We start from the raw sequence: 25,037 nt of genomic DNA, 5'->3' as shown, positions 1-25,037 counted from the left end.
GCGCCACGCCCGACGACGTCGCCGACATCACCGCCATGATCCACGAACTCGCCGAGTTCGAGCATGCCGCCGAACACTGCACAGTGACCGAAAAGCAGATAGCGACAGCACTTTTCGAGGATGAGTCGACTGTGCACGGGCACGTGGTCGAGGTCGACGGTCGGGTCGCCGCGATGGCGCTGTGGTTCCTCAACTTCTCCACCTGGGACGGCGCGGCCGGCATCTATTTGGAAGACCTCTACGTGCGTCCGGGGTATCGGCGCCGCGGCCTGGCCCGTGGGTTGCTGGCGACGTTGGCCGGTGAATGCGTCGCCAACGGCTACACCCGACTGGCGTGGGCGGTGCTCAACTGGAACGTCGATGCGATCGCCCTGTACGACGGGGTCGGCGCGGTTCCGCAGCGGGAATGGACTACCTACCGGTTGTCCGGTCCGGAACTGACCGCGCTGGCCGAGCCCCGCTGATCGTCGCCGGCGGCCCAGCGCACGGCCGTCGGGCTGAACAGCAGGGCGAGCGTGGCCAGCGCCAGCAATCCGAGCGGGATACCGAACATCATCCGGTGGGACCCTACCGCCACATACCAAGCCACCGGCAGCAGCAGCAGCTGGGTGAACACAGCCAGTCCGCGGCCCCACCGCCGACCGGTGATCAGCGCCCATCCCCCGGCCAGCACCGCACCCCCCACCCCCACGAACCAGGTCGCGGTGGCCAGGCCGTTGGCCACGTGCTGGTCGGCTCCCGCCACCGCACGGATCACCAGAATGATCGCTACCGCCAGCGCCGCCACGCCCTGCGCCGCCACGAGCAAACCGGCGCGACGAATGGTGGGCGGGGCGGGGTTGGTCACAGACGCCAGCGTAAAGCGTGACCTCACATCCGTAAGCTCAAGCGTCATGCGTGCCATGTTGATCGCCAACCCGATCGCCACCAGCATCACCCCGGCCGCCCGCGAACTGGTGACGCACGCTCTGGAGAGCCGGGTGCAGCTGACCGTCGCGCATACCGAACACGCCGGTCACGCCGAGGAACTCGGCCGGTCCGCCGTCGCGGAGGGCTACGACTTGGTGGTGGTGCACGGCGGAGACGGGACCGTGAGTGCGGTGGTCAACGGCATGCTGGGCCGTCCGGGGTCGACGCCGGCGGGTCCGGTGCCGGCGGTGGCGATCGTCCCCGGGGGCTCGGCGAATGTGCTGGCGCGGGCGCTCGGCATCCACCGGGATCCGACCGAGGCGACCAACCAGCTCATCGAGCTGCTCGACGCATACGAGCGGCACCGCCAGTGGCGCCGCATCTCGCTGATCGACTGCGGCGAGCTGTGGGCGATCGTCAACGCCGGGCTGGGTGTCGATGCGGAGGTGCTGGAGGCGGTCGAAGCGGCCCGGGAGCGGGGCGTGAAGGTGACGCCGATGAATTACTGGCGGATCGCGGTGCCCGTCTCGGTGAAATTCAGCCGCCGCCCGCCGAACCTCATCCTGCAGCAGCCCGAGCAGCAGCCGGTATCGGGCGTGCACTTCGTCTGGGTGTGCAACACCAACGTCTGGACCTACAGCGACGACAAGCCCATGGTCACCAACCCCGGGGCCAGCTTCGAATCGGATCTGGGCATCTTCGCGCTCACCAAGATGAAGCTGATCCCTACCGTGCGCGTACTTCGCCAACTCCTCGCAAAGCGACCGGATCCGAAGGCCGAGCAACTGATCCGCAATGACGACGTCGGTTACGTCACCGTCACGAAGATGGACGCCCCGGCCGCATTTCAGTGCGACGGCGAATACCTCGGTCTTCGTGATTCGATCACGTTCCGATCGGTCCGGAACGCCTTGTCGGTGGTCGCCCCGCTGCCGGCTTCAACCCGCTGACCTGCGCGATCCAAGCTGTGACTGGCCCGCGACAAAACTGTGGGGCGAAATTCGCCGAGTAGTGTAGTACAACTGGTTAAGGGCATGGGTAAGAGTTCGTTGAAGTGAGATAGCCCACGAGCCCGCGTAACGCTATTGACATCTGTTGAGCCTGTGAAACGATCAAAAGGTTGCATGCGTCAGATATGCAGAGGTACGGAACCCCTTTCTTGTGCACGGTTCAACAGCCAAGAAGAAAATGCCCGTGCGCAGTGCTGCGCACATAGTGAGGAGTAGCAACTAATGGATTGGCGCCATAGGGCGGTCTGTCGCGACGAAGATCCGGAACTGTTCTTCCCGGTTGGGAACAGCGGACCGGCACTTGCGCAGATCGCTGACGCGAAACTGGTCTGTAATCGGTGTCCGGTGACCACCGAGTGCCTCGGCTGGGCTCTGAACACCGGCCAGGACTCCGGCGTCTGGGGCGGAATGAGTGAAGACGAGCGGCGCGCACTCAAGCGTCGCAACGCCCGGACGAAGGCTCGCAGCGGAGTCTGATAAACGTTCGACCAACAGGTGCGGTCCCGGCGATTGCCGGGGCCGCACTGTTTTGCGCACCCGTCATGCCAGAAGCCGGCCCCGTCGACCGATCGGCACCCGCAGAACCACGTCAGTGCCCCGATCGAGGCCGTCCCGCATGCTCAGCGACCCGTCCAATTCCGCCGAGACCAGCGTCCGCACGATCTGTAGCCCCAGGCTGTCGGACTTCTCCAGGCTGAATCCCTCGGGCAATCCGCGCCCGTCGTCGTGCACCACGACGTCCAGCCAGCGCGCCGAGCGTTCGGCCCGGATCGTCACGGATCCGACGGCGGCCGTCGGGTCGAATGCGTGCTCGATCGCGTTCTGCACCAGTTCGGTGATGACCATGATCAGTGCCGTCGCGCGGTCGGAGTCCAGCACTCCCAGGTCGCCGACGCGGTTGATCCGGATGGGGCGGTCGACGGAGGCCACGTCGTTCATGATCGGCAGGATCCGGTCGATCACCTCGTCGAGGTTGACCTGCTCGTCCACCGACATCGACAACGCGTCGTGGACCAGCGCGATCGACGACACCCGGCGCACCGATTCGATCAGCGCTTCGCGCCCCTCGGCGTTGACGGTCCGCCGGGCCTGCAGACGCAGCAACGCCGCGACCGTCTGCAGATTGTTCTTCACCCGGTGGTGAATCTCGCGGATGGTCGCGTCCTTGGAGATCAGGGCGCGGTCGCGGCGTTTGACCTCGGTGACGTCGCGGATCAGGATCGCCGCTCCGGCGTTCTCCCCGTGCACCACCAGCGGCAGTGTGCGCAGCAGCACGGTGGCGCCGCCGGCATCGACCTCCATGCGCATGCTGGATCCGCCGGCCAGCAGGTTGAGGATGTGCTCGGCCACCTCCTGCGCCTCGAACGGGTCCGAGATCAACGGGCGGGTCACCTTGATCAGGTTGTGCCCCTCCAACTCGCTGGTCAGGCCCATCCGGTGGTAGGCCGACAACGCATTGGGACTGGCATAGGCGACGATGCCGTCGACGTCGAGGCGGATGAAGCCGTCGCCCGCGCGCGGGGTGGATCGTGACATGGCGACGTCGCCGACGTCGGGGAACGTGCCCTCGGCGATCATGTGCAGCAGATCGGTCGCGCAGTCCCGGTAGGCGGTTTCCAAGCCGCCGGACATGCGCTCGGCCGCCGAATCGGTCTGGTGCTGGGTCAGCACGGCCACCACCTGGTCGCGGTAGCGCACCGGGGACGCGGCGACGTTGGGACCGGGCAGTTGCCACGAATGTTGCTCGCCCGCTTCGCTTTCCAGCGCGGGGGAGCCGGCGGCGAAGGTGTCGGCGACCAGCGGAAGCCGATCGGCGGAGACGACGCTGCCCACCGCGTCGGTCTGCAGGACCGTCGCGGCGGTATTGGGCCGGCACTGCGCCACGCACACCAGGACTTCGTCGTCGCGGCGGACCCACATCAGGTAGTCGGCGAACGACAGGTCGGCCAGCAGCTGCCACTCCCCTACGACGGCGTGGAGGTGGTCGACGGCGTTTCCGGGCAGCACCGTGTGTTCGGCGAGCAGATCACCGAGCGTGGACATGGACCTGGTAGCGGGCTAGCTGATGACGGCGATGAGGTCGCCGGCCTGGATGACGTCGCCGACCGAAACACTCACCTTGCTGACGGTTCCGGCCACTTCGGCCAGGACCGGGATCTCCATCTTCATGGACTCGAGCAGCACCACGGTGTCACCCTGCCCGATTTGGTCGCCCTCGCTGACCACGACTTCGAGCACGCTGGCCACGATTTCGGCGCGAACCTCCTCGGACATCATCACCCCACTCGTCTCGGCCACTGCGCATGCTGGTCTGTCAGGCTCTGTATATCGAACCATAAGGCCGTTCGCGACCGCGGCGCGCGGGCTGTTGACGGCGCATTGCCTGGACCATGAGACACTGGAGGGCAACTGAGCGGCGTGCTGCCGCCTTGAGAGCTTGACGAAATGAGGTTCAGAGATGGCCAAGCGTGGCCGGAAGAAGCGCGACCGCAAGTACAGCAAGGCCAACCACGGCAAGCGGCCCAACGCTTAAGGGCTAGAACTCACCCCGGATGATCGTGGTCCGGCTGATCTGGATCCGCAGCCGTTCCCGCAGGCCGTCGGGGGCTCGTTCACCACTGCATTTGACGGCGATCAGCTCTTTGATCCGTTCCTCCAGCCCGTAATGCTGAAGACAGCCCGGGCAGTTGTCGAGGTGGCTCTGCAGGATCTGCCGTTCGTCGGGCTGGCATTCGCCGTCCAGCAAGGTCCAGATCTGGGCGATCACCTGCGCGCAGCCCAGGTGACTGTCGGCGTCGTGGCTGAGCGGGCAGGAGTCGGCGGAGCCAAGCTGATCACTCATGACGACACCTCCTCGTGTTGTCCGCGGATGAAGCCACGGTCCTTGGCGACATCGGCCAGCAGTTCACGCAGCTGACGCCGTCCGCGGTGCAGCCGAGACATCACGGTACCGATCGGGGTGCCCATGATCTCGGCGATCTCTTTATACGGAAATCCTTCGACGTCGGCGTAGTAAACCGCCATCCGGAACTCTTCGGGCAGGGCCTGCAGCGCCGCTTTGATCTCGGTGTCCGGCAGCGCTTCCAGCGCCTCGACCTCGGCCGACCGTAGCCCGGTCGAGGAATGCTCGGCGTTCGCGGCCAGCTGCCAGTCGGTGATCTCCTCGGTCGGGTATTCCGCCGGTTGCCGCTGCTTCTTGCGGTAGCTGTTGATGTAGGTGTTCGTCAGAATGCGGTACAGCCACGCCTTGAGGTTGGTGCCGGCCCGGAACGATCGGAACCCGGCGTAGGCCTTGACCATCGTTTCCTGCAGCAGGTCCTCGGCGTCGGCGGGATTGCGCGTCATGCGCAGCGCACCACCGTAGAGCTGGTCGAGCAGCGGAATCGCGTCGCGCTCGAAGCGCGCCGTCAGCTCGGCGTCGCTCTCCTGATGCTCGGGCGGCCCGTTCTCGGCGACCGCGGGCCCGGTCTCGCCATCGGTGTCGGCCATCTTGGTCAGCACGGTCCCTTCGGTTGCGGTGTGACCGGACAACGCAACCAGCGCCGCCGGACTCGCAAGGAAGCGATCCAACCGCTCGTCGCGCAACACGCTCGTCGCAGTTGACACCAGGCTTCCTCCTCCCAATCTAAAGGCCGCGACCGACAACTGCCCGCCCCGGTCGCTCATTCCTTCGGCGACGCCTCAATCAACGGCTTTGCTCGGCGTGGTATTTCCGACTCCGGCGCGCTGCGCGGACGAACCCGGGTTAGCGCAGCTGGGAGCGGGCGTTAGTGTGACGCCATGTCGCTTCAAGGTAAAACCATGTTCATTTCCGGTGCCAGCCGCGGTATCGGCCTGGCGATCGCCAAGCGCGCCGCACAGGACGGCGCCAACATCGCGCTGATCGCCAAGACCGCCGAGCCGCACCCGAAGTTGCCGGGCACGGTGTACACCGCCGCCAAGGAACTCGAAGAGGCCGGCGGGCAGGCGCTGCCGATCGTGGGCGACGTGCGCGACCCGGAATCGGTCGAGTCGGCGGTGGCCAAGACGGTCGAGCAGTTCGGCGGCATCGACATCTGCGTGAACAACGCCTCGGCGATCAACCTCGGATCCATCACCGAGGTGCCGATGAAGCGCTTCGACCTGATGAACGGCATCCAGGTGCGTGGCACCTACGCGGTCTCGCAGGCCTGCATTCCGCACCTCAAGGGCCGCGAGAACCCGCATATCCTGACGCTCTCGCCGCCGGTGCTGCTCGACAAGCAGTGGCTGAAGCCGACCGCGTACATGATGGCCAAGTTCGGTATGACGTTGTGCGCGTTGGGCATTGCCGAGGAGCTGCGCGCCGACGGCATCGCCTCGAACACGTTGTGGCCGCGCACGATGGTGGCCACCGCCGCGGTGCAGAACCTGCTCGGCGGCGACGAGGCGATGGCCCGGTCCCGCAAGCCCGAGGTGTACTCCGACGCCGCCTACGTGATCCTGAACAAGCCGTCGCGGGAGTACACCGGCAACACGCTGCTGTGCGAGGACGTGCTGGTCGAGTCCGGTGTCAGCGACCTGTCGGTCTACGACTGCGTGCCGGGTTCGGAACTGGGCGTTGACTTTTGGGTGGAAGGTGCCAACCCGCCGGGTTACACCGGGTCCTGAGTCTCGGTGTCCTGAGTGGCCGGAACCTCGATCTCGCGCTTGAGGACCTTGCCGGTCGGGCCTTTGGGCAGCGCATCCACCAACCAGATCCGGCGCGGGTACTTGTAGGCCGCCACCCGGGCCTTGACGTAGTCACGCAGTTCGTCGGGTTCGACGGTGGCGTCTTTCTTGAGCGCGACGGCGGCGCCGACGTCCTCACCGAGTTCGTCGTGCGGCACGCCGACGACGGCGGCTTCGGCCACGGCGGGGTGCTCGTAGAGCACCTCTTCGATCTCACGGGGATACACGTTGTAGCCGCCGCGGATGATCATGTCCTTGGTGCGGTCGACGATGTAGAAGTAGCCGTCCTCGTCGACACGCCCGACGTCGCCGGTGGCGAACCAGCCGTGTTCGGAGATGGCGGCAGCGGTGGCGTCGGGCAGGTTCCAGTAACCCTTCATCACGTTGTGGCCGCGGATCTGGATCTCGCCCGGTTCGCCTTGCGGCACCTCGGCGCCGGCGGCGTCCACCACCCGCATCTCGACGTCTTCGACCGGGGTGCCGATGGACCCGGCCTTGCGGGGGCGGTCCGGATGGTTGAACGAGGCCACCGGTGACGTCTCCGACAGTCCGTAGCCCTCCAAAATCATGCAGCCGTAGGTCTTTTCGAAGTCGGTGAGGACCTGGACCGGCAACGACGCACCGCCTGATGCGCAGACCCGCAGGCTTCGGGTGGCCCGCTGTGCGGCGTCGTCGGCGAGGCTGAGCAGCGCCGAATACATCGTCGGCACACCTTCGAAGAGCGTGACACCGTCGCGTTCGATGACCTCGAGGGCCTTGCGCGGGTCGAACCGGGGAATCAGGGTCAGCGTGGCGCCCGCCAGGACTGAGCTGTTCAGTCCGCAGGTCAGGCCGAACACGTGAAACAACGGTAGGCAACCCATCACCACGTCCTGCGGCCCGATCTGCAGCAGGGTACGGACGCTCAAGTCGACATTGCGGCGCAGGTTGACGTGAGTCAGCATGGCGCCCTTGGGTTTTCCGGTGGTGCCGGACGTGTGCAGGATGACCGCGACGTCGTCGTCGGCGCGCTCCACCGGCGGGTGGGCGGGCAGGCCCTCGGTCAGCTCGGTCAGCGCCGCGTCGTCGACCAGCCAGCACTGGGCGCCCACCTCGTCGGCGCCGGCGGTGGCCTCGTCGGCGAACAACGGCGTCGCGAAGATGGCTTTGGCACCGCTGTTGGACAGGTAGAAGGCCACCTCGCGCGACTTCAGCAGCGGGTTCATCGGGACCGCGACCGCACCGCGGTACATGATCCCGTAGAACGCGACGGCGAAGGCGGGCGTATTGGGCAGCATCACCCCCACCCGGTCACCGGGCTCGATACCCGCGCGTTCCAGCAGGGTCGCCATCCGGCCCGCGGCGGCGTCGAACTCGGCGTAGGTGAATTGCAGGTCGTCGAGGCGCAGCGCGACGTGGTCGGGGTAGCGGTCCTTGGCGGCGACGAGGTTGGCGCTCAGAGCTGTCACTTTTCGACTCCCCATCGAGTGGGCGAGCAGACGCAAAAGCCCCTGCAGGCTCGGCGTGTCGGGCGCCTTTGCGTCTGCTCGCGCTTAGAAGGTGACTACAACCTTATCCGCGGCGCCGGGTGTGCCGGCCAGTTCCAGCGCCTCGCCGACCCGGTCGAACGGAATCGTGTGGCTGACGATCAGCGCGTATTTCTCCCAGTTGGCGACGAGATCCTTTGTGACTTCGAAGATTTCGCTCGGATAGCCCATGGAGCCCACGATGGTGATCTCGTTGCTCATCACGTTGACGAACTCGACGGGCACCGGCTCCTTGTGCACGCCGACAATGCCGAGGGTGGCGCCCTTCTTGGCGGCCGCCAGCGCGGTGTTGACGACGGCGGCCGCCCCCGCGGCGTCGAGGTAGATGTCGGTGCCGGCCTTGCCGGGGAACATGCTCTCCCCCCTTCCGTGCAGGTCGACGAGACGCTTGTTGACGTTCTCCTCGGCGGAGTTGACGACGGCGTCGGCACCGATCTGCAGCGCCTTGTCCAGCCGGCTGCCGATCACGTCCACGACGACGACATGTGCGACGCCAACGGATTTGAAGGCCAGCGTCGCACCCAGCCCGATCGGCCCGGCGCCGAAGATCACCACCTTGTCGGTCGGTTTGGGCCGGCACTGGTTGACGCCGTGTCGTGCCACCGCCATCGGTTCGTTGAGCGCGGCGACCTGCCACGGGATGTGTTTCGGGATGACTTCCAAACTCGTTCCGCGAACCGCGTTTTCGATCAACAGGTAGTCGGCCAGCGCGCCGGCCGCTCCCCCGTTGCCGATGATGCCGGCGAGGTCGGCCATCGGGTTGACGACGACGTGGTCCCCGACCGCGATGCCGGTGACGTCGTCGCCGACCTCGACGACTTCGCCGGCGGGTTCGTGCCCCAACGGTGTGCAGTTCTGCCGCGGCGGAATCCCGCCGATGCTGATGTAGAACGTGTCCGATCCGCAGATGCCGCAGGCACGCATCCGCACCAACACGTCGCCGGCACCAACCCGGGGGTGATCGGCGTCCACCACTTCGACCGTGCCCGGCCCGGTGACCATGACGGCTTTCACGGTGCAGCCTCCAGTTCGATGTCGAAGGTGTCGAGGTATTCGGCGAAGACCGGTTGCAGGTCTTCGACGGTGAGCCCGTACTGGTCCAGGCTGTAGGAGTTCAGCGTGAACCGGTCCTGCGGATGTCCAGCCAGCCAATCGCGCATGCGCGCTTCGGTTTCGGGAGTGAACGGATCCCCCGCCCAGTCGTAGAGGCGACGCATCACGTCCATCGGGTCACGCATCATCTCGTGGTAGTACATGTGAAAGAACCGCTCGTCGCCGATGCGTTCGCGTGCACGCAACGGACGGTCCACATGAAAACGCATCTGCCACTTCGCATCTCGGCCCATCGCCGCCAGATCGACGGCTTCGGGCTGGTGCGTCATGCCTTTGGGCAGCTTCCACAGGTTGGCCAGCGACCCGGTCGCCTTGTAGGGGTCGCGGTGCGCCCAGACCAGTCGGGCGTCGGGAAAGACGGTGAGCAGCGCCTCGATGTGTACCGAATGCGACGGCATCTTCAGGCTCCAGGTGCCCGGCGCGGTGGACTGCAGCACCTGCAGATACCGCTTCTGGTACTCGTAGGTGCTGACCATGTCGGCTTCCTCGAACAGCCACTCGGCGTAGCGCGGCGTCGACAGGAACGAGTCCCACGACAGGCCCTTGAAGTCCTGGTTGTGGATGAACATGTCTTCGGTGGGCCCGTCGGCGTCTTCCCAGTGCGGCAGCGCCACTTTGGCCTGCGTGACCATCTCCAGGATCTTGCGCTGCTCGTCCAGCAAAGCGAGGCAGCGCGGGTCGGTGCGCAGCGCCTCGCTGGGGGCCGGCGGGATCGGGTGCACGCACTGCCAGTGCAGCAGCGAGCGCCGGGCCGGGTCCTGGTCGAGCAGGTAGCTGATCACCGTGGTGCCGGTGCGGGGCATGCCGAGCACGATGAGCGGGCGCTCGACGGGCTGGTCGAGCACTTCGGGATGGGTCTGGATGTGATCGTGGATCTGCAGCCGACGTCCCAGCGCGTTGGTGGCGTCGTCCAGGATGCGGTTGCGGCCGAACGGGGTGAACGCCGACGAGGTGTTGAGGTCGTCCAGCATCACCGCCAATCCCGCTCGCCAGGAATCGGATTCGAGCTCGGACAGGCCGGTGCGCTGCGCGGCCAGTTTCAGGACGTCGTCGGGGCTGGTGATGTCGTCGAAATCGGTCATGGTTCAGACCGTCAGGTATCCGCCGTCGACGGCGATGGTGCTGCCGGTGATGTAGGACGCGGCGTCGGTACACAGGAAAAGCGCTGCGCCCGCGCAGTCCTGGGGCGTCCCCGTTCGGCCCAGCGGGGTGTGGAAGCCGATCTCGACGTCCATCACCTCGGGGATGCTCATCGCGGGGTGCGTCATCCGGGTGTCGATCAACCCGGGGGCGATGGCATTGACCCGGATCCCGTCGTTCGCCCAGCGGCGGGACAGGTTCATGGTCAGCGAGAGCAGACCCATCTTCGATGACCCGTAGCCGGGTACGAACACCGCCGAGCGGAACGCGGACATCGAGACGATGTTGACGACGCTCGCTCCCCCGGAGGCCTGGCTGGCCTTCAGTCGCTCGTAGCAGCGCATCGTCAATCGCATCGGTCCGAACATGTTCTGCGCCACCGAGGCGATGTAGCCGTCCGGGTCGTACTCGTCGCCCGCCGGGTAGGGCCCCCCGGCGTTGTTGACCAAAATGTCCAGGGCGCCCAGTGAGTTCACCAGTTCGTCGACCGAGTCGGCGTCCTGGATCCGGCATTGCCGGTAGCTGAACGCGCTGAGGTCGTCGTCGTAATCAGTTGAGCTGGAACGTGTTCCGGTGATCGTGACGGCGGCGCCGGCCTTGGCGAAAGCCTCGGCGATGCCGTTGCCGATGCCGCTGGTGCCGCCGGTGACGAGCACGTTGGCACCGGTGAAGTCGAAGCTGAGGGTGTTCATTCGGCGGTCCTTCGGTCGCTGCTCAATTCCTGGATTTCCTTGGTGAGCCAGGCCTTTTCCCAGAAGTTCTCGGTGCCGGCCAGTAGGGCTTCGTGGGAGTCGGCGGCCACCTTCGCCGCGCCCGGGTGTGCCGGGTCAGCTGCCAGCACCAGGTCGGTCAGGTGCAGCGCCTGCACGGGACGGCTCGCGTCTAGATGAGCCCTGGCGGCGTCCACCAGCGCGTCGGCGCCCGCGGCTTCCACCACGTCGGCTGCAACCGAATCCGGTGTTACGCCGTAGAGTTCGGTCGTCGAGCGGTGCCGGAACCACCCGGTGTACATCTCCCAGATGGCCCGCACATTCCAGGACGTCTTGCCGTAGCCCTCGCCGATGTCGAGGTGCTGCGGGATCCGGACTTCGCGCATGGCCGTGTGCAGGTCGGCGCCGGAGTTCATCAGTTCGAGGGTCCGGTCGTGCACGGTCTGCATGGCGTCGCGCATCGCGGTGACTTCCTCGGCAATGCGCTCGGCACCCTCGATCGGCGCGAAGTGACCGGTGATGAGTCGGTTTGGCGCGTAGTCCAGCACCGCGTTGCACGCTTCGATGTAATGGACCGGGTCGCGGTATCGGTCGCCGCGGATGGTCATCAGGTTGGGCACGTGGCTGAACAACGGCCCGAACAGGTTGCCGGTGAACAGGATTCGGTCGGCGGGCAGCCACACTATCAGCGAGTCAGTGGTCTCCCCGCCGGGAGTCCAGGTCAACTCGAACCTGCGTCCACCGACCGTCAGCCGATGGCCGGTGTCGAATGTGGTGGTCGGCTCGGGGAAGGAGAAGTCGATGGTGGCCGGATCGATCGTCTCGAAGTGCTTCAGCATCGCCTGGGTGAACTTGCCGAATGCGAAGGAGGTCTTGGGTACCCGATAGCCCATCAGTCGCTCGTTGTCGTCGCGCCAGTACCGGTAGTTGCGATGCATGACGACGTCGGTGTCGGCGTCACGCAGCGAATCGACGCCACCCCAGTGATCGGCATGTCCCTGAGTGATGACGATGGCCCGGGTCGGTCCGGGGACGTCGCCGAATGCCTTGCGGTGCAATGGACCTTCGAACACCAATCCGGTGTTGACGATCACCCGCCCGTCGTCGGTGGCGATGGCGTAGGAGTTGGAGACACCCGGCGACATCCACACGTCGTCGCCAAGCGGGGTCGCGGGTGCGCCGGTCGCCGAGGTCAGGTCGGCAGCACCGGGACGCTCACGATGGATTCCGGCCATGACAGGTGATCCTCTATAGTTCTAGAGTTAATGTCAATAGGCTCGGAAAGGAGAGCGCCGATGGGACTACGTGGTCTGGCCGACCGGGTCGCCGTCGTGGTGGGCGGTGCCACCGGGATCGGCGCGGCCACCGCAGCGCGGCTCGGCGCCGAAGGCTGCCGGGTGGTGGTGGGTGACATTGCCGACGACGCCGCCCGGGAAACCGCCGAGCGCATCGTCGCCGCGGGCGACACCGCGACCCACGTCGCCTTCGACCTGGCCGACACCGACTCCGTCTCCGCGCTGATCGACACTGCCGCAACATCTTTCGGTGGGATCGATCTGTTGTTCAATGTGGGAGCGGACATGTCGACGCTGCGTGCCGACACCGACGTCGTCGACATCGACTTCGGCGTCTGGGACCGGGTGATGGCGGTCAGCCTGCGCGGGTATGTCGCCGCCATGAAATACGCCGTCCCGCGCATGCTGGAACGGGGCGGCGGCGCGATCGTGAACATGTCGTCGGCGGCGGCGTTTCAGGGCGAGCCGGCGCGCCCGGCCTATGCCACCGCCAAGGCCGGTATCGGCGCGCTGACCCGGCACGTCGCGTCCCGGTGGGGCAAGGACGGCATCCGCTGCAACGCCGTCGCACCGGGGTTCACCGCCACCGACGCGATCCGCTCGGTTCCACAGTGGCCGCAACTGGAAGCGGGTGCGCTCAAACGGATTCGCGGACATCGCGTCGGGGACCCCGAGGACATCGCGGCGCTCGTCGCGTTCCTGTTGTCCGAAGAAGGCGAGTGGATCAACGGCCAGGTGATCAACATCGACGGCGGAACGGTGCTGCGCTAGATGGCCGCTCACCCTCCGCGGAAACGCGACGGCGACGAGCGTCGGCGCGAGTTGTGTGACGCCGCAATCCAAGTGCTGGCCGAACAGGGATCGCGCGGCCTCACCCACGGTCAGGTGGACCGCTGCGCGGCGATGCCCGACGGCACCACGTCGTACTACTACCGCACCCGCGCGGCCCTGCTGCGCGGCATCGGCAAGCGCGTGGCGGAGATCGACGTCGCCAACTTGAAGTCGGTGATAGACCGCCCGCCGCAACCGGATTCGCCGTTCGCTCACCTGGCCGAGCTGACTCTGCTGCAAGCCGAAGGACACGGACTGATGCTCAACCGGGCCCGTCAGGAACTTCTTCTGGCGGCCGCGCGCGATCCCGACCTGGCCGCCACGTCGCAGGAATTCGTCGCCCGCATCACCGCTATGGCGCAGCAGGCCATCGCCCACCTGCAACCCGGCACGGATGACCCTGACCTGCTGGCGGCCCAAACCGCCGCCGTCACAACCTTTATCGCGGGGGTGTTCACCCGGCTGGCCGCCGGCGATCGCACCATCGACGAAGCCGACCAATTGGCGCGACTGCTGGAGGCGGTGGCCACCGCGGTATCCGGTGCGCAGCAAACCCCGCGTTCCGGCAAATAACCCTTTTTTAATTGGCGAACTGGATCTAGCGTTAATGCTGCATCTCCACGCTAACCAAAGGATTGGATGGAAATGAAGCGAACGATTTTCAGATCTGTTTCCGCGGGCGTGCTGGCAATTTCGGCGTTGCTGACCACCGGTGTGGGCGTCAGCAGCGCCGGGACGCTGCAGACCGAAGGCAGCTATCCGAGTCGGGAAGCTTGTCAGAATGCGGGCCCGGGCGTGAAAGCAACCACCCCGCCGTTCAATTGGGACGACTACTGGTGTGTTCCGGATCCGCAAACGGTAGGCAATTGGCGATTGGTTCTCAGCGACAACTAGCAACCTCCCCGCAATACCAATAGAAACCCCTACCCGGCCTTGACTCTGTGGCGTAATGGTTGTCGATGCCGAGCACTACGCCGACGATCGTGCGCGAGAATCGAACGATGCGGGCGGTCAAGACCCTCAAGCCGGGGCAAACGCACAACATCGGACCTGTCGCAGGGACCGGTGCACCGCCGATCGGGGACATCAACGCCACCGATCTGGGTGAGATCGTCCAGTTGCCGGACGGGCGACTGGTGGCGGTTTTCGGCGACTCGTTCACCGAAGGCGTCTGTCGCGGACAGCATTACCCCTCGGTGGCCGTCGAGGCGCTCCTCCACCCGAGCACCGGGCAAGTCGGCTACGGCCAAGTCCTGAGCGGGCCCGCGGGCAGCGGCCGCGAGTTGTTCCCGATACCGCCGCAGGCATATAAATCGCATCCGGCCGCGACCTTCACCCTGCCCGCGGGCACGATCACCGCCGGCGCCAAGACCTACCTCAAAGTCGTTGCGACCGACGGGCATCTGCAGCCCACCGGAGGTTCCTGGCTGGTCGAGGTCACCAATGACCCGGGCCGAGGATGGACAGCGATCGACGGGTCCTACCGGGACTGGAAATACGATCAGACGCCGACGCTGGAGGAGCCGTGGCGCCTCACCGGGCGCCGGGCCCCTGCCCCCACACAGGTCAGCGGCTACCTGGGCTCGGACGGCGCGGTACATATCGCGGCCGACGCCTTCGACCGCAGCTGCGGGGTCACCCTGTACCGGGTCGACGATCCCGCCCACGTCGCAGATCCCGGCAGTTGGCGGCCCCTGAAGGCGGACGGCAGCTACGGACGCCGGGGACGTCGTGCCCGCACGCCGATATCACCCTCCGGGCAGCGGTTCGGTGAGCTCTGTTTCCGGGAGATCGACGGCCGCCCGGTGCTGTCGGGGCTGAACCTGGGCGGCGGGGGCGTCGAAATCCGCGTCGGCGCGCCCGGACGCCCCGAAGACATCTTCCGCAGCAAGCCGATCGTGGTCGGCGGGTTTGCGCCCGGACCGGCGCACGTGCCGTATCCCTACGGCGGCTTCATCGTCCCCGATGCCGACGGCAACATGCCGCACCTGGACAGGGTGAGCGTCCTGGTCAGTCAGTGGACCCCGTGGGGTCAGTACAACACCCAGCAGGTGTGGGCGAATCTGACCCCTTCGGTCTGATCTCGGGCCGCCGCGCGGTCCCATCGCGAGCTTCCGACGCGGGCGGATCACAGCAGGGTGATCTGCTCGGCCTCCGGCTTGGCCGGCTCGAGGAGCTCGGGCCCGTTGTTGCGGATGCTGTTCACCAGCTTCGACACCTCGCACAGCTCGATGTCGTGCACGTCCGGCGCGCGGGCCAGCAGTTCCTGATCCAGCGGCGCGTCCGGGTTCAGCCACGCATCCCAGTCGGCCTCGCCCAGCATCAGCGGCATCCGGTCGTGGATCTCGGCCAGTTCGCCCACGGCGTCGGTGGTGATGATGGTGCAGCTCAACAGCGGGTGCGCTTCTTTGTCGGCTCGCCACACCGACCACAGCCCGGCCGCGAACAACGGCTCGCCGTCACCGCGATACATGAAGAACGGCGTCTTGCCGGCCTTCTTGCCGGAGCCGGGTTCGGCGTTGACGCGCCATTCGTAGTAGCCGTCCATCGGCACCAGGCAGCGTTTGGACTTCGCGCTGCCTCGAAATGCTGGTGAGGTCGCGACCTTGTCCGCGCGGGCGTTGATCAGCAACGGGCCCTTGTTGTCCGGTGCGCCGTCGGCGCCGGCCTTGACCCACGGCGGGATCAGCCCCCATCGCATCAGCCGCACCCGGCGGGTGGCCTCGTCGTCGGGCTCGCTGTGACGGGTCACCACGGTCGCGATGGTGGTGGTCGGAGCGACGTTGTAGTTGGGTTCGGCAGCCCGGTCGGTGGTGCCGGTGGCCTCGTCGATGGCCTTGATCTTCTCGGCCAACAGGGCCGGGTCGGTAGTGACTGCGAAACGCCCACACATATCTCCATGTTCGCAGAACACGCAGACAGGCCATGATGGACCGGTGAACGCATGGCAGGCCCCGTCCGCGCCGACCCCGGTGCACGCGACCGTGACCGTGCCGGGCTCGAAATCGCAGACCAACCGCACGCTGGTGCTGGCCGCGCTGGGCAGTGGCACGTCCACCATCACCGGGGCGCTCCGCAGCCGCGACACCGATCTGATGATCGGCGCGTTGGTCACGCTGGGGCTCCACGTGGACGGGTCCGGCTCGGATCTGACCGTCAGCGGTCGCATCGCGCCGGGGCCGGATGCCCGGGTGGACTGCGGGCTGGCCGGCACCGTGCTGCGCTTCGTGCCGCCGCTGGCAGCGCTGAGCGACGTCCCGGTCACCTTCGACGGCGACGAGCAGGCCCGCACCCGCCCCATCGCCCCCCTGCTGGACGCGCTGCGCGGCCTCGGTGTGCCGGTCGAAGGAACCGGGCTGCCGTTTCGGGTCCGCGGCAGCGGGTCGGTTGCCGGCGGGACCGTGGCCATCGACGCGTCGGCGTCCTCGCAGTTCGTGTCCGGTCTGCTGCTGTCCGGCGCGTCGTTCACCGATGGTCTGACCGTGCAGCACACCGGCGCGTCACTACCCTCGGCACCGCACATCGAGATGACCGTGGCGATGCTGCGCCAGGCCGGCGTCGACGTCGACGACTCGGTGCCCCACCGATGGCACGTGCGGCCGGGCAACGTCGCGGCCCGGCACTGGGAGGTCGAACCGGATCTGACCAATGCGGTCGCCTTCCTGGCCGCGGCCGTGGTCACCGACGGCGCAGTGCGCATCACCGGGTGGCCGGAAGCGAGCGTGCAACCCGCGCAGCACATCCTGGATGTCTTGAAGAACACGAATGCCGCTGTGCGACATTCCGATTCGTGCCTGGAGGTGCAGGGCTCGATCGGCTACGAAGGGTTCGACGTCGATCTGGGCGCGGTCGGCGAGCTGACCCCGTCGGTGGCGGCGCTGGCGGCCCTGGCGGCACCGGGATCGGTGTCGCGGCTGAGCGGCATCGCCCACCTGCGCGGCCACGAAACCGACCGGCTGGCCGCGCTGAGCGCCGAGATCAACCGGCTGGGCGGTGACTGCCGGGAAACCGAGGACGGCCTGGTGATCCGGGCGACGTCGCTGCGCGGCGGTCTGTGGCGCGCCTACGCCGATCACCGGATGGCGATGGCGGGCGCGATCGTCGGGCTGCGGGTGCCCGGCGTCGAGGTCGACGACATCGCCGCCACCACCAAGACGCTGCCGGAGTTTCCGCAGCTGTGGGCCGAAATGGTCTCCGGCACTTGAGACCTGGCGACTACGACGAGTCCGACGTCAAGGTCCGCTCCGGAAAGGGGTCGCGGCCCCGGACCAAGACTCGTCCGCAGCACGCCGACGCCGAGGCCGCCATGGTGGTCAGCGTCGACCGCGGCCGCTGGGGTTGCGTGCTGGACGGGCAACCCGACCGTCGGGTCACCGCCATGCGGGCGCGCGAACTGGGCCGCACCCCGATCGTGGTCGGCGACGACGTGGACATCGTCGGAGACCTGTCCGGGCGCACCGACACGCTGGCCCGCATCGTGCGGCGGGGTCCGCGGCGAACGGTGTTGCGGCGCACCGCCGATGACACCGACCCCACCGAGCGGGTGGTGGTCGCCAACGCCGACCAGTTGCTGATCGTGGTGGCATTGGCCGACCCGCCACCGCGGACCGGATTGGTGGACCGCGCGCTGATCGCCGCCTACGCCGGCGGGTTGACGCCGATCCTGTGCCTGACCAAGACCGATCTGGCCCCGCCCGGCCCGTTCGCCGAGCAGTTCGTGGATCTGGACCTGACGGTGGTGGCCGCCGGTGTCGACGATCCGCTACTTGCGGTGGCCGATCTGCTCGACGACAAGATCACCGTGTTGCTCGGGCATTCCGGGGTCGGGAAGTCGACGCTGGTGAATCGACTTGTCCCGGAAGCGGATCGGGCGGTCGGCGAGGTGACCGACATCGGCCGGGGACGGCACACCTCTACGCAGTCGGTCGCCTTTCCGTTGGATCAGCACGGGGCTTGGGTGATCGACACACCGGGCATCCGCTCGTTCGGCTTGGCCCACATCTCGCCCGACGACGTGCTGATGGCCTTCTCGGATCTGGCTGAGGCCGTTGAGGATTGCCCGCGCGGGTGCGGGCACATGGGACCGCCCGCAGATCCGGAATGTGCGCTGGACGGGCTCACCGGTACGGCGGAGCGTCGGGTCGCGGCGGCGCGACGACTGTTGGCCACGCTGCGGGAGGGTTGACGGCGGGCGCGAGCGTGCGCAGACGCGCCGGGCTTCCCGGCATTTTCTGCACCCTCGCGGCTGGATCAGCCCTTCGCCTTGACGACTCGCACGCCCAGTTCCTCAAAAGGCACCAGATGTCCCTCGACGCAACGTATTTCCACGCCCGCTTCCGCGCCGCACCCGAGATGGGTGAGCCGCAGCCGGTGCCGGCCGGGTAGGTGACGCTGGCCCCACTGGAACATCGACCACACCACCGGCATGAAATCGATTCCGGCTTCGGTGAGCACGTACTCGTCGCGGCTGCGCTGACCCGGTTCCCGGTAGGGCCGGCGGGCCAACAACCCGAGGTCGACGAGTTCGGCCAGCCGTGCCGAGGTCGCGGCCTTGGTGATGCCGACGCGACGGGCGAAGTCGTCGAAGCGGGTGGTGCCGTAATAGGCCTCGCGCATGATCAGCATCGCCGATTTGGTGCCGACGACGGCCATCGTCTTCTCGATGGCACACTCCCCGACCGCCGACCACGCATCGCGATCGGCCAGCCCGCCTTGCAGCATTGTCACCTACATCACCTCCCTGTCTGGGTTGCTTTCAGTATACCTAGGTGTTATAGCTGGGTATAGACAGCAATACTCAGCTGTCATGACTCGAGGAGGAGCCATGTCTCGTGAGGCCGTCATCGTCGGCGCAGTGCGCACGCCCGTCGGCAAAGGCAAGCCCAACGGCGCCCTGCACGACGTTCTGCCCGCCGACCTGCTGGCGCACAGCCTGCGCGAGGTGGTCGCCCGCACCGGAATCGACCCGGTGGAGATCGACGATGTCATCGCGGGCGCCGTCACCCAGGTCGGGGACCAGGGTGTCAACATCGCCCGTAATGCGTTGCTGGGGGCGGGATTTCCGGAGTCGGTGCCCGGCACCACCGTCGACCGGCAGTGCGGCAGCAGCCAGCAGGCGATCAGCTTCGCCGCACAGGGCGTGATCGCCGGCGCCTACGACGTGGTGATTGCCGCCGGTGTGGAGTCGATGAGTCGCGTTCCGATGGGGACCTCGGTGCTGCCCGGCAGCAATCCGTTCGGCGCGGACATGGCCCGCCGTTATCCGGACGGTTTGGTGCCGCAGGGCATCAGCGCCGAACTGATCGCCGCCAAGTGGGGCTTCTCGCGCGCCCAGCTGGACGAGTTCTCCGCGGCCAGCCATGAGAAGGCCGCGCGCGCCACCAAGGACGGGTTGTTCGACAACGAGCTGATCCCGATCGCGGGCCTGTCCACGGACGAGATCATCCGGCCCGGGACGACGGTGGAGACGATGGCGGGGCTCAAGCCGGCGTTTTACAGCGAGGCTACGGCCGCGCGCTTCCCCCAGATCAATTGGCATATCACTCCGGGTAACTCGTCGCCGCTGTCCGACGGCAGCGCAGCGGTATTGATCACCAGTGGCGACTACGCCCGCACCCACGGACTGCGCCCGCTGGCCCGCATCCACACCGCGACGGCGGTCGGGTCCGACCCGCTCTACATGCTGACCGGCGTCATTCCCGCCACCGAAAAGGTGCTGCAGCGTGCGAGTCTCACGCTGGCCGACATCGACGTGTTCGAGGTGAACGAGGCGTTCGCGCCGGTGGTGCTGGCGTGGGCGCACGACGTCGGCGCCGATCTGGCCAAGACGAACGTCAACGGCGGGGCCATCGCCATTGGACATCCGTTGGGCGCCAGCGGCGCCCGGATTATGACCACGCTGGTCAATGCGCTCGAACAGCGCGGCGGCCGGTATGGCCTGCAGACGATGTGCGAAGGCGGCGGCATGGCCAACGCCACGATCATCGAGCGGCTGTGATCATGTCCGCTTCCCAGATCTTCGTCATCGGCGGCACTGGCGCGCAGGGCATCCCGGTCGTCCGGGCCCTGGTCGCCGACGGGAGGTACTCGGTTCGGGTGCTCAGCCGCGACCCCACCTCGCGGCGCGCGAAAGAACTTCTGGAACTCGGTGCCAGATCGGCGGGACAAGACGGTCTGTTGGAGCGGGTGCAACCGCAGAACCGCACGCCGATACTCAAGATCGGCGAAGACCGGAGAACCGGACGGCTGTGATGGGCAGGGAGATCCGGTTCGACGGTGTGCGGGTGCGGTTCACCAGCACCAAGGATTACGACGCCCTGGTCGCCGCCTTGCTGGCCGACATCGGCACCGCGCCGGTGCCGATCAACGATGTCGCGGTGGCCCGTGGCGACTGGGAATCCTATCGCAAAGAGGTCGAATCACACGTCGGGCCAAGCGGATTCATGCTGTTCGGCCTCGTCGACCACGGTGGCTGGATCGCCAAGGCCGCCATCGAGCGCAAGGCGTTGCGCGTCATCTTGGGCAACCCGCTGATCGCGATCACCATGATCCGCCACGACGTGACCGCGGGCCTGTTCGCACCCGTCGAGCTGCTGATCCTCGACGAGCCCGGGGACCGGAGCAGCCTGACCTATGTGCAGCCGTCGTCGCTCATGGTGATCGACGACAACCCCGAACTGCTCAGCGCCGCCCAAGAACTGGACGCGAAGTTGGCCGCGCTGGCCGCAAAGGTGACGTCAACTTAGACTGCGCCGAGCGTGTAACCACTGCGAAAAATCGGCCAAAATTTCGCAGTAGCAACACGTTCGGCGAAGGGACTGATGATCTACAGCCAGCCGGTGCGCGCGGCGGCCACCGGCTCGGGGGGCGCCGGCGCCAACGTCCCGTCGCGCACCCCGTCCAGCATCCGCTGCACCGACGCGACGATCTCCGGTGCGGCCCCGGCTAATCCGGCCAGATCGGCTTCGGTGACCTCGTCGGCACCGACACCGGCGCGGGCAAGCACCGCGGCCGGATCGGCCAGTTGTTCGGCCAGCCAGCCGACCGGGTCGGCGGACAGCTCGGGCACGAAATGCCGCTGTCCGGGTTCCCAGCCGTCGAACCGGGGGTGATGATGGGCCCGGTCCAGCGTCTCCGGCGGGCTTTCGGTGGAGCCGAACAAATCCACCCGCCACACCGGGCGGGTGAAGGTGATCGGGATGCCGGCGTAGATCGAACCCTGCGGCGCGGCCCGGTCGACCAGGCGCAGTTCCAATCTGACACCCCGTTCCGGGGTTTCCTGACCGGTGCGGGGGTTGGGGTCGACGAAGAACATGTCCCCGACGACGACACCCAGGGTTTCGAATCCGAACGCTGCGAGCACGTTATAGAGCGTAGTCCCGATCGAAGGGCAGAGCGCCCGGTGCGCTGGCCGGAACGGCGGGCCGGTCCGGCGCCACCGGCGGAATGCGGACGTAGGACGACCCCAACGGCGGACGCGCGTCCGGCTCACCCTTGTTCGGCCACAGTGACGTCGCCCGCTCGGCCAGCGCGGTGATGGTCAGCGACGGGTTGACGCCCAGATTCGCGGTGATCGTGGACCCGTCGATGACGTGCAGCCCCGGGTATCCGTGCATGCGGTGGTAGGGGTCGACGACGCCGTCGTCGGCGGTTTCGCCGATCACACAGCCGCCGATGAAGTGCCCCGTCATCGGGATGTCCGCCAGGTCGGCCCAGGCGCCGCCGGCGATCCCGTCCAGATGATCGGCCGCCCGCCGGGCCACCTCGTGACCGACCGGGATCCAGGTCGGGTTCGGCTCCCCCACACCCTGCCGGGTCTTCATGCGCCGCCCGAACACCCCGCGCCGGGTGTAGGTGGTCAGCGAGTTGTCATGGGTCTGCATCACCAGCAGCGGGATGGTCTGCTCCGACCACCGCTTCGGGTTGAGTAGCCGGCGCAGGTCCCGACGTTGTCGCACAAGCTCTTTCAGCCCGGTACGCCAGCGCCTCCCTCCGTCCAGCCCGTCGACCAGCACGGTGCCCATCAACCCCATCAAGTTGGAGTCGTGGCCGTAGCGGCAGGGCTCGACGTGGGTGTGGTCGTCGGGATGGATGGACGACGTGATCGCGACACCCTCGGAGTAGTCCACGTCGTCGCGGCGCGCCCGCACCGCCAGGATCGCCTCGGAGTTGGTGCGGGACAGCTCCCCGAGCTTGGGTGAGATGCGCGGCAGGCTGCCACCGTCGCGCAGCCGGTGCAGCAACCGCTGGGTGCCGAGGGCGGCAGCGGAGAACACCACGTGTTCGGCGGTGAAGGTACGACGACGTCGCCGCAACTTGGCACCGGTACGACGGGTGATCACGTCGTACCCGCCACCGGTGCGGGGCCGGACGTCGACGACCGTGGTCAGCGGGTGCACCTTCGCCCCGAGGTTCTCGGCGAGGTAGAGGTAATTCTTGACCAGCGTGTTCTTGGCGTTGTGCCGGCACCCGGTCATGCATTCCCCGCAGTGTCGGCAGGCGTTGCGGTCCGGGCCGGCGCCGCCGAAGTACGGGTCGCCGACCGGGGCGCCGGGTTCGGCCAGCTTGCCGTCGCTGTCGGTGAAGCACACCCCTACGCGGGTGGCGTGAAAGGAGTCCGCGACACCGAGGTCGGTGGCGATCTGCAACATCACCTTGTCCGAAGGCGTTGTGCGAGGGTAGGTTTCGACGCCCAGCATCCGCTGGGCCTGGTCGTACCAGGGAGTCAGCTCGTCCTTCCAGTCGGTGATGCGGCTCCACCGCGGGTCGGCGAAGAAGTCGTCGCCGGGTTGGTACAGCGTGTTCGCGTAGACCAGCGAGCCGCCGCCCACGCCGGCGCCGCTGAGCACGACGGCGTCGGTGAGCAGGTCGATGCGCTGGATGCCGTAGCAACCGATCGACGGGCGGAACAGATAATCGCGGACGTGCCAGCTGTTGTCGGCGAAGTCCTCGTCCCGGAACCGACGGCCCGCTTCCAAAACGCCAACGCGGTAACCCTTTTCGGTCAGCCGCAGCGCGGTGACGCTGCCACCGAAACCGGATCCGATCACCAGCACGTCATAGTCGAAATCGGTCACGCGCCGACCTCCTCGATTTCCCTGCGCGGCAACACTTCCTGGTAATCGTCGAGGACCGCGGTCTGAGTGCGGCGCTGATACTCGTGGACCAGACCCGGCCAGTTGGTGGTGACCCGGCCATTGGCGGTTCGGTACCAGGAGTCGCAGCTGGTCCATACCCCGCTGTCCAGACGGGCCTGGATCTCGTCGTCGTAGGCCTGCTCGACACCGCGCCGGACCTCGAACGCACGGGGCACGCCGCCGCGTACGAGTTCCTCGACGACCTGGCGGATGTAGCGGGACTGCTGCTCCATCATCAGGATGATCGAGCTGCTGCCGAGATTGGTGTTAGGACCGTAGATCAGGAACATGTTCGGGAAACCGGGCACGGCCATGCCGAGGTGCGCGCGGGCACCCTGCGCCCATTCGGCGTGCAGGTCGCGGCCGTCGCGTCCGGTGATCGTCATCGGGGCCAGGAATTCGGTGGCCTTGAACCCGGTGCCGTAGATGACGACGTCGACCTCGTGCAGCCGGCCGTCCGCGGTGCGCACCCCCGTCGGGGTCACCTCGGTGATCGCCTCGGTCTCGACCGAGACGTTGGCACAGGCCAGGGCGGGATACCAGTCGCTGCTGAACAACACCCGCTTGCAGCCGATCGGATAGTCGGGCGTCAGCTTCGCCCGCAGCACCGGATCCTTGATGTGGCGCTTGAGATTTCCCAACGCCAGCGCGCGCAGCGCCCGCCCGAGCGGGGCGGCTCTGGTCAGCGCCAGGCACAGCAATTCGGTGGTCTCCCAGATCGCGCCGCGCATGGCGGCGGCGAAGCCAGGCACCTTCTCGAACGCCTCGTGATGCTTGTCGGTGTACGCGCGGTCCACCTTCGGCACCACGTAGGGGGCCGAGCGCTGGAAGACGGTGACGTGCGCGGCCGTCTGGCGGATGCGCGGGACGAACTGGATGGCCGACGCGCCCGTACCCAGGACGGCGACCCGCTTGCCGGTCAGGTCGACGTCATGGCGCCACTGCGCCGAATGGAACGCCGGGCCGGTGAACGTGTCGAGTCCGGCTATGTCCGGCAGCGCCGGCCGGGACAGCTGCCCGACGGCCGGTACCAGCACATCGGCCTCGTAGACCTCGCCGGTTGCGGTGGTCACCCGCCAGGTCGCGGTGTTGTCGTCATACTCGGCGGACGTGACCTCCACCCCGGTCCGCACCAGTCTGCGCAGGCCGAACCGGTCGGCGGTGTCGTGGATGTAGCCGAGGATGTCGGGCTGCTCGGCGTACCGCCGGCCCCAGTCGTTCTTGCGGGCGAAGGAGTACGAGTACAGGTTCGACGGGACGTCGCAGGCGGCACCGGGGTAGGTGTTCTCCCGCCAGACCCCGCCGATGTCGTCGGCCTTCTCCAGCACCGTCACGTCGGCCAGACCATCGCGGGACAACTCGTAGGCGGCACCGAGACCACCGAAACCCGCACCGATCACCAGGACGCGAGGACGTGTGTTCGAAGTCATACTTCGACGTTACGAGTCGGTGTGGTCGGGCCGTCAACCGATACCGGACGAGAAATCAATAATTCCGGCCACGGGGCGTTGGGGGTGCGGCCACGGGGCTTTGCGGGTGAAACCTGGGCGTTGCGGGTGAAGCCAGGGCGTTGCGAGTGAAACCTGGGCGTTGCGAGTGAAGCCAGGGCGAGGATTCGTCGATTTTCCCGCCCCATCTTCACTCGCAAAGCCGTGACGTCACAATCAAAGTCGTCAGC

29 protein-coding genes are annotated in these 25,037 nt (G+C 67.1%); 14 read left to right on the top strand and 15 right to left on the bottom strand.

The genetic code is table 11. From position 1 onward, the window contains the following. The first annotated feature begins 35 nt into the window (after nt 1-35). Nucleotides 36-464, top strand: coding sequence for a GNAT family N-acetyltransferase (locus AC5Y47_RS03145; protein ID WP_499941920.1), 429 nt, complete (start codon nt 36-38; stop codon nt 462-464). Here AC5Y47_RS03145 and AC5Y47_RS03140 read toward each other — a convergent pair. Further along, nucleotides 416-847, bottom strand: coding sequence for a hypothetical protein (locus tag AC5Y47_RS03140; RefSeq protein WP_499941846.1), 432 nt, complete (start codon nt 845-847; stop codon nt 416-418). The genes AC5Y47_RS03145 and AC5Y47_RS03140 overlap by 49 nt on opposite strands. Before the next feature lie 46 nt (nt 848-893). Between AC5Y47_RS03140 and AC5Y47_RS03135 the strand changes: the two genes are divergently transcribed. Both AC5Y47_RS03135 and whiB1 read left to right on the top strand, forming a co-directional pair. Beyond that, the gene (locus AC5Y47_RS03135; RefSeq protein ID WP_499941844.1) at nt 894-1,859 is read left to right on the top strand and encodes a diacylglycerol/lipid kinase family protein; all 966 of its coding nucleotides are present in this window, start codon (nt 894-896) and stop codon (nt 1,857-1,859) included. A 282-nt stretch (nt 1,860-2,141) separates the two neighbouring features. After that, entirely contained in the window at nt 2,142-2,396 is a 255-nt protein-coding gene (gene whiB1, locus AC5Y47_RS03130) for a transcriptional regulator WhiB1 (RefSeq protein WP_036353357.1), read from the top strand. A gap of 63 nt (nt 2,397-2,459) precedes the next feature. On the opposite strand, the gene AC5Y47_RS03125 is transcribed toward whiB1, so the two are convergent. Together AC5Y47_RS03125 and AC5Y47_RS03120 are read right to left on the bottom strand one after the other, a co-directional pair. After that, a complete protein-coding gene (locus AC5Y47_RS03125) occupies nt 2,460-3,962 on the bottom strand; it encodes a sensor histidine kinase (RefSeq protein ID WP_499941842.1) in 1,503 nt (500 codons plus the stop codon). A gap of 15 nt (nt 3,963-3,977) precedes the next feature. Then, nucleotides 3,978-4,193 (bottom strand): biotin/lipoyl-binding carrier protein, encoded by a 216-nt coding sequence (locus tag AC5Y47_RS03120; RefSeq protein WP_499941919.1) that lies wholly within the window; start codon nt 4,191-4,193, stop codon nt 3,978-3,980. Nucleotides 4,194-4,377: 184 nt separating this feature from the next. Between AC5Y47_RS03120 and AC5Y47_RS03115 the strand changes: the two genes are divergently transcribed. Beyond that, nucleotides 4,378-4,452 carry a 50S ribosomal protein bL37 gene (locus AC5Y47_RS03115; RefSeq protein ID WP_089025046.1) on the top strand — a complete coding sequence of 25 codons (75 nt, stop codon included), beginning with the start codon at nt 4,378-4,380 and terminating at the stop codon, nt 4,450-4,452. 3 nt (nt 4,453-4,455) lie between these two features. Here the strand turns inward: AC5Y47_RS03115 and rsrA are convergent, their stop codons facing one another. Together rsrA and AC5Y47_RS03105 are read right to left on the bottom strand one after the other, a co-directional pair. Next, a complete protein-coding gene (gene rsrA / locus AC5Y47_RS03110) occupies nt 4,456-4,761 on the bottom strand; it encodes a mycothiol system anti-sigma-R factor (RefSeq protein WP_499941840.1) in 306 nt (101 codons plus the stop codon). Next, nucleotides 4,758-5,408 carry a sigma-70 family RNA polymerase sigma factor gene (locus tag AC5Y47_RS03105; RefSeq protein ID WP_499941917.1) on the bottom strand — a complete coding sequence of 217 codons (651 nt, stop codon included), beginning with the start codon at nt 5,406-5,408 and terminating at the stop codon, nt 4,758-4,760. Before AC5Y47_RS03105 ends, rsrA begins: the two co-directional genes overlap by 4 nt. A gap of 291 nt (nt 5,409-5,699) precedes the next feature. On the opposite strand from AC5Y47_RS03105, the gene AC5Y47_RS03100 reads away from it, so the two are divergent. Continuing rightward, nucleotides 5,700-6,548, top strand: coding sequence for an SDR family oxidoreductase (locus AC5Y47_RS03100; protein ID WP_499941838.1), 849 nt, complete (start codon nt 5,700-5,702; stop codon nt 6,546-6,548). Here the strand turns inward: AC5Y47_RS03100 and AC5Y47_RS03095 are convergent. From AC5Y47_RS03095 to AC5Y47_RS03075, 5 genes are all read right to left on the bottom strand, one after another. Continuing rightward, nucleotides 6,533-8,056 carry a long-chain-fatty-acid--CoA ligase gene (locus tag AC5Y47_RS03095; RefSeq protein ID WP_499941836.1) on the bottom strand — a complete coding sequence of 508 codons (1,524 nt, stop codon included), beginning with the start codon at nt 8,054-8,056 and terminating at the stop codon, nt 6,533-6,535. The two genes, AC5Y47_RS03100 and AC5Y47_RS03095, sit on opposite strands and share 16 nt — an antisense overlap. A gap of 84 nt (nt 8,057-8,140) precedes the next feature. Next, the gene (locus AC5Y47_RS03090) at nt 8,141-9,148 is read right to left on the bottom strand and encodes a zinc-dependent alcohol dehydrogenase (protein WP_499941834.1); all 1,008 of its coding nucleotides are present in this window, start codon (nt 9,146-9,148) and stop codon (nt 8,141-8,143) included. After that, nucleotides 9,145-10,329: a sulfotransferase family protein gene (locus tag AC5Y47_RS03085; RefSeq protein WP_499941832.1), complete on the bottom strand. Its 1,185-nt coding sequence runs from the start codon at nt 10,327-10,329 to the stop codon at nt 9,145-9,147. Before AC5Y47_RS03085 ends, AC5Y47_RS03090 begins: the two co-directional genes overlap by 4 nt. 3 nt (nt 10,330-10,332) lie before the next feature. After that, complete coding sequence (locus AC5Y47_RS03080) at nt 10,333-11,079, bottom strand: SDR family NAD(P)-dependent oxidoreductase (RefSeq protein ID WP_499941830.1); 747 nt, start codon at nt 11,077-11,079, stop codon at nt 10,333-10,335. After that, nucleotides 11,076-12,332: an alkyl sulfatase dimerization domain-containing protein gene (locus tag AC5Y47_RS03075; RefSeq protein ID WP_499941828.1), complete on the bottom strand. Its 1,257-nt coding sequence runs from the start codon at nt 12,330-12,332 to the stop codon at nt 11,076-11,078. Before AC5Y47_RS03075 ends, AC5Y47_RS03080 begins: the two co-directional genes overlap by 4 nt. A 60-nt stretch (nt 12,333-12,392) precedes the next feature. Here AC5Y47_RS03075 and AC5Y47_RS03070 point away from each other — a divergent pair, with 60 nt between their 5' ends. The 4 genes from AC5Y47_RS03070 to AC5Y47_RS03055 all read left to right on the top strand — a co-directional run bounded on the left by AC5Y47_RS03070 (nt 12,393) and on the right by AC5Y47_RS03055 (nt 15,304). Then, nucleotides 12,393-13,163, top strand: coding sequence for an SDR family NAD(P)-dependent oxidoreductase (locus tag AC5Y47_RS03070; RefSeq protein WP_499941826.1), 771 nt, complete (start codon nt 12,393-12,395; stop codon nt 13,161-13,163). Next, entirely contained in the window at nt 13,164-13,796 is a 633-nt protein-coding gene (locus tag AC5Y47_RS03065) for a TetR/AcrR family transcriptional regulator (RefSeq protein WP_499941824.1), read from the top strand. A 66-nt stretch (nt 13,797-13,862) separates the two neighbouring features. Then, entirely contained in the window at nt 13,863-14,117 is a 255-nt protein-coding gene (locus tag AC5Y47_RS03060) for a hypothetical protein (RefSeq protein ID WP_499941822.1), read from the top strand. A 107-nt stretch (nt 14,118-14,224) separates the two neighbouring features. After that, nucleotides 14,225-15,304 (top strand): DUF4185 domain-containing protein, encoded by a 1,080-nt coding sequence (locus AC5Y47_RS03055; protein ID WP_499941821.1) that lies wholly within the window; start codon nt 14,225-14,227, stop codon nt 15,302-15,304. A gap of 47 nt (nt 15,305-15,351) precedes the next feature. On the opposite strand, the gene AC5Y47_RS03050 is transcribed toward AC5Y47_RS03055, so the two are convergent. After that, nucleotides 15,352-16,116, bottom strand: coding sequence for an SOS response-associated peptidase (locus AC5Y47_RS03050; RefSeq protein WP_499941819.1), 765 nt, complete (start codon nt 16,114-16,116; stop codon nt 15,352-15,354). A 43-nt stretch (nt 16,117-16,159) separates the two neighbouring features. Between AC5Y47_RS03050 and aroA the strand changes: the two genes are divergently transcribed. Both aroA and rsgA read left to right on the top strand, forming a co-directional pair. After that, nucleotides 16,160-17,428, top strand: a complete 1,269-nt coding sequence (gene aroA, locus AC5Y47_RS03045; RefSeq protein WP_499941817.1) for a 3-phosphoshikimate 1-carboxyvinyltransferase — start codon at nt 16,160-16,162, stop codon at nt 17,426-17,428. Further along, a complete protein-coding gene (rsgA, locus tag AC5Y47_RS03040; RefSeq protein WP_499941815.1) occupies nt 17,425-18,408 on the top strand; it encodes a ribosome small subunit-dependent GTPase A in 984 nt (327 codons plus the stop codon). The genes aroA and rsgA overlap by 4 nt, the downstream gene beginning before the upstream one ends. A gap of 65 nt (nt 18,409-18,473) precedes the next feature. Here the strand turns inward: rsgA and AC5Y47_RS03035 are convergent, their stop codons facing one another. After that, entirely contained in the window at nt 18,474-18,950 is a 477-nt protein-coding gene (locus tag AC5Y47_RS03035) for a winged helix-turn-helix transcriptional regulator (protein WP_499941813.1), read from the bottom strand. Between the two features lie 97 nt (nt 18,951-19,047). Between AC5Y47_RS03035 and AC5Y47_RS03030 the strand changes: the two genes are divergently transcribed. Genes AC5Y47_RS03030 through AC5Y47_RS03020 form a run of 3 tightly spaced genes read left to right on the top strand, consistent with a single transcriptional unit; the run spans nt 19,048 to nt 20,968 of the window. Continuing rightward, nucleotides 19,048-20,220, top strand: coding sequence for a thiolase family protein (locus AC5Y47_RS03030; protein WP_499941812.1), 1,173 nt, complete (start codon nt 19,048-19,050; stop codon nt 20,218-20,220). Nucleotides 20,221-20,222: 2 nt separating this feature from the next. Continuing rightward, entirely contained in the window at nt 20,223-20,474 is a 252-nt protein-coding gene (locus AC5Y47_RS03025; protein WP_499941810.1) for an NmrA family NAD(P)-binding protein, read from the top strand. Further along, nucleotides 20,474-20,968, top strand: a complete 495-nt coding sequence (locus AC5Y47_RS03020) for a DUF302 domain-containing protein (RefSeq protein ID WP_499941809.1) — start codon at nt 20,474-20,476, stop codon at nt 20,966-20,968. The genes AC5Y47_RS03025 and AC5Y47_RS03020 overlap by 1 nt, the downstream gene beginning before the upstream one ends. An 80-nt stretch (nt 20,969-21,048) precedes the next feature. Here the strand turns inward: AC5Y47_RS03020 and AC5Y47_RS03015 are convergent, their stop codons facing one another. Genes AC5Y47_RS03015 through AC5Y47_RS03005 form a run of 3 tightly spaced genes read right to left on the bottom strand, consistent with a single transcriptional unit; the run spans nt 21,049 to nt 24,789 of the window. After that, nucleotides 21,049-21,585, bottom strand: coding sequence for a hypothetical protein (locus AC5Y47_RS03015; protein ID WP_499941807.1), 537 nt, complete (start codon nt 21,583-21,585; stop codon nt 21,049-21,051). A gap of 1 nt (nt 21,586) precedes the next feature. Beyond that, a complete protein-coding gene (locus AC5Y47_RS03010; RefSeq protein WP_499941805.1) occupies nt 21,587-23,299 on the bottom strand; it encodes a GMC oxidoreductase in 1,713 nt (570 codons plus the stop codon). Further along, on the bottom strand, nt 23,296-24,789 hold the full coding sequence (locus tag AC5Y47_RS03005; RefSeq protein WP_499941804.1) for a flavin-containing monooxygenase: 1,494 nt from the start codon (nt 24,787-24,789) through the stop codon (nt 23,296-23,298). Before AC5Y47_RS03005 ends, AC5Y47_RS03010 begins: the two co-directional genes overlap by 4 nt. Between the last annotated feature and the right edge of the window lie 248 nt (nt 24,790-25,037).

The sequence above is a fragment of the Mycobacterium sp. NGS22 genome, from assembly GCF_059813095.1.
The sequence above is the reverse complement of the archived record's forward strand: the minus strand, read 5'-3'. Positions and strand labels throughout refer to the sequence as shown.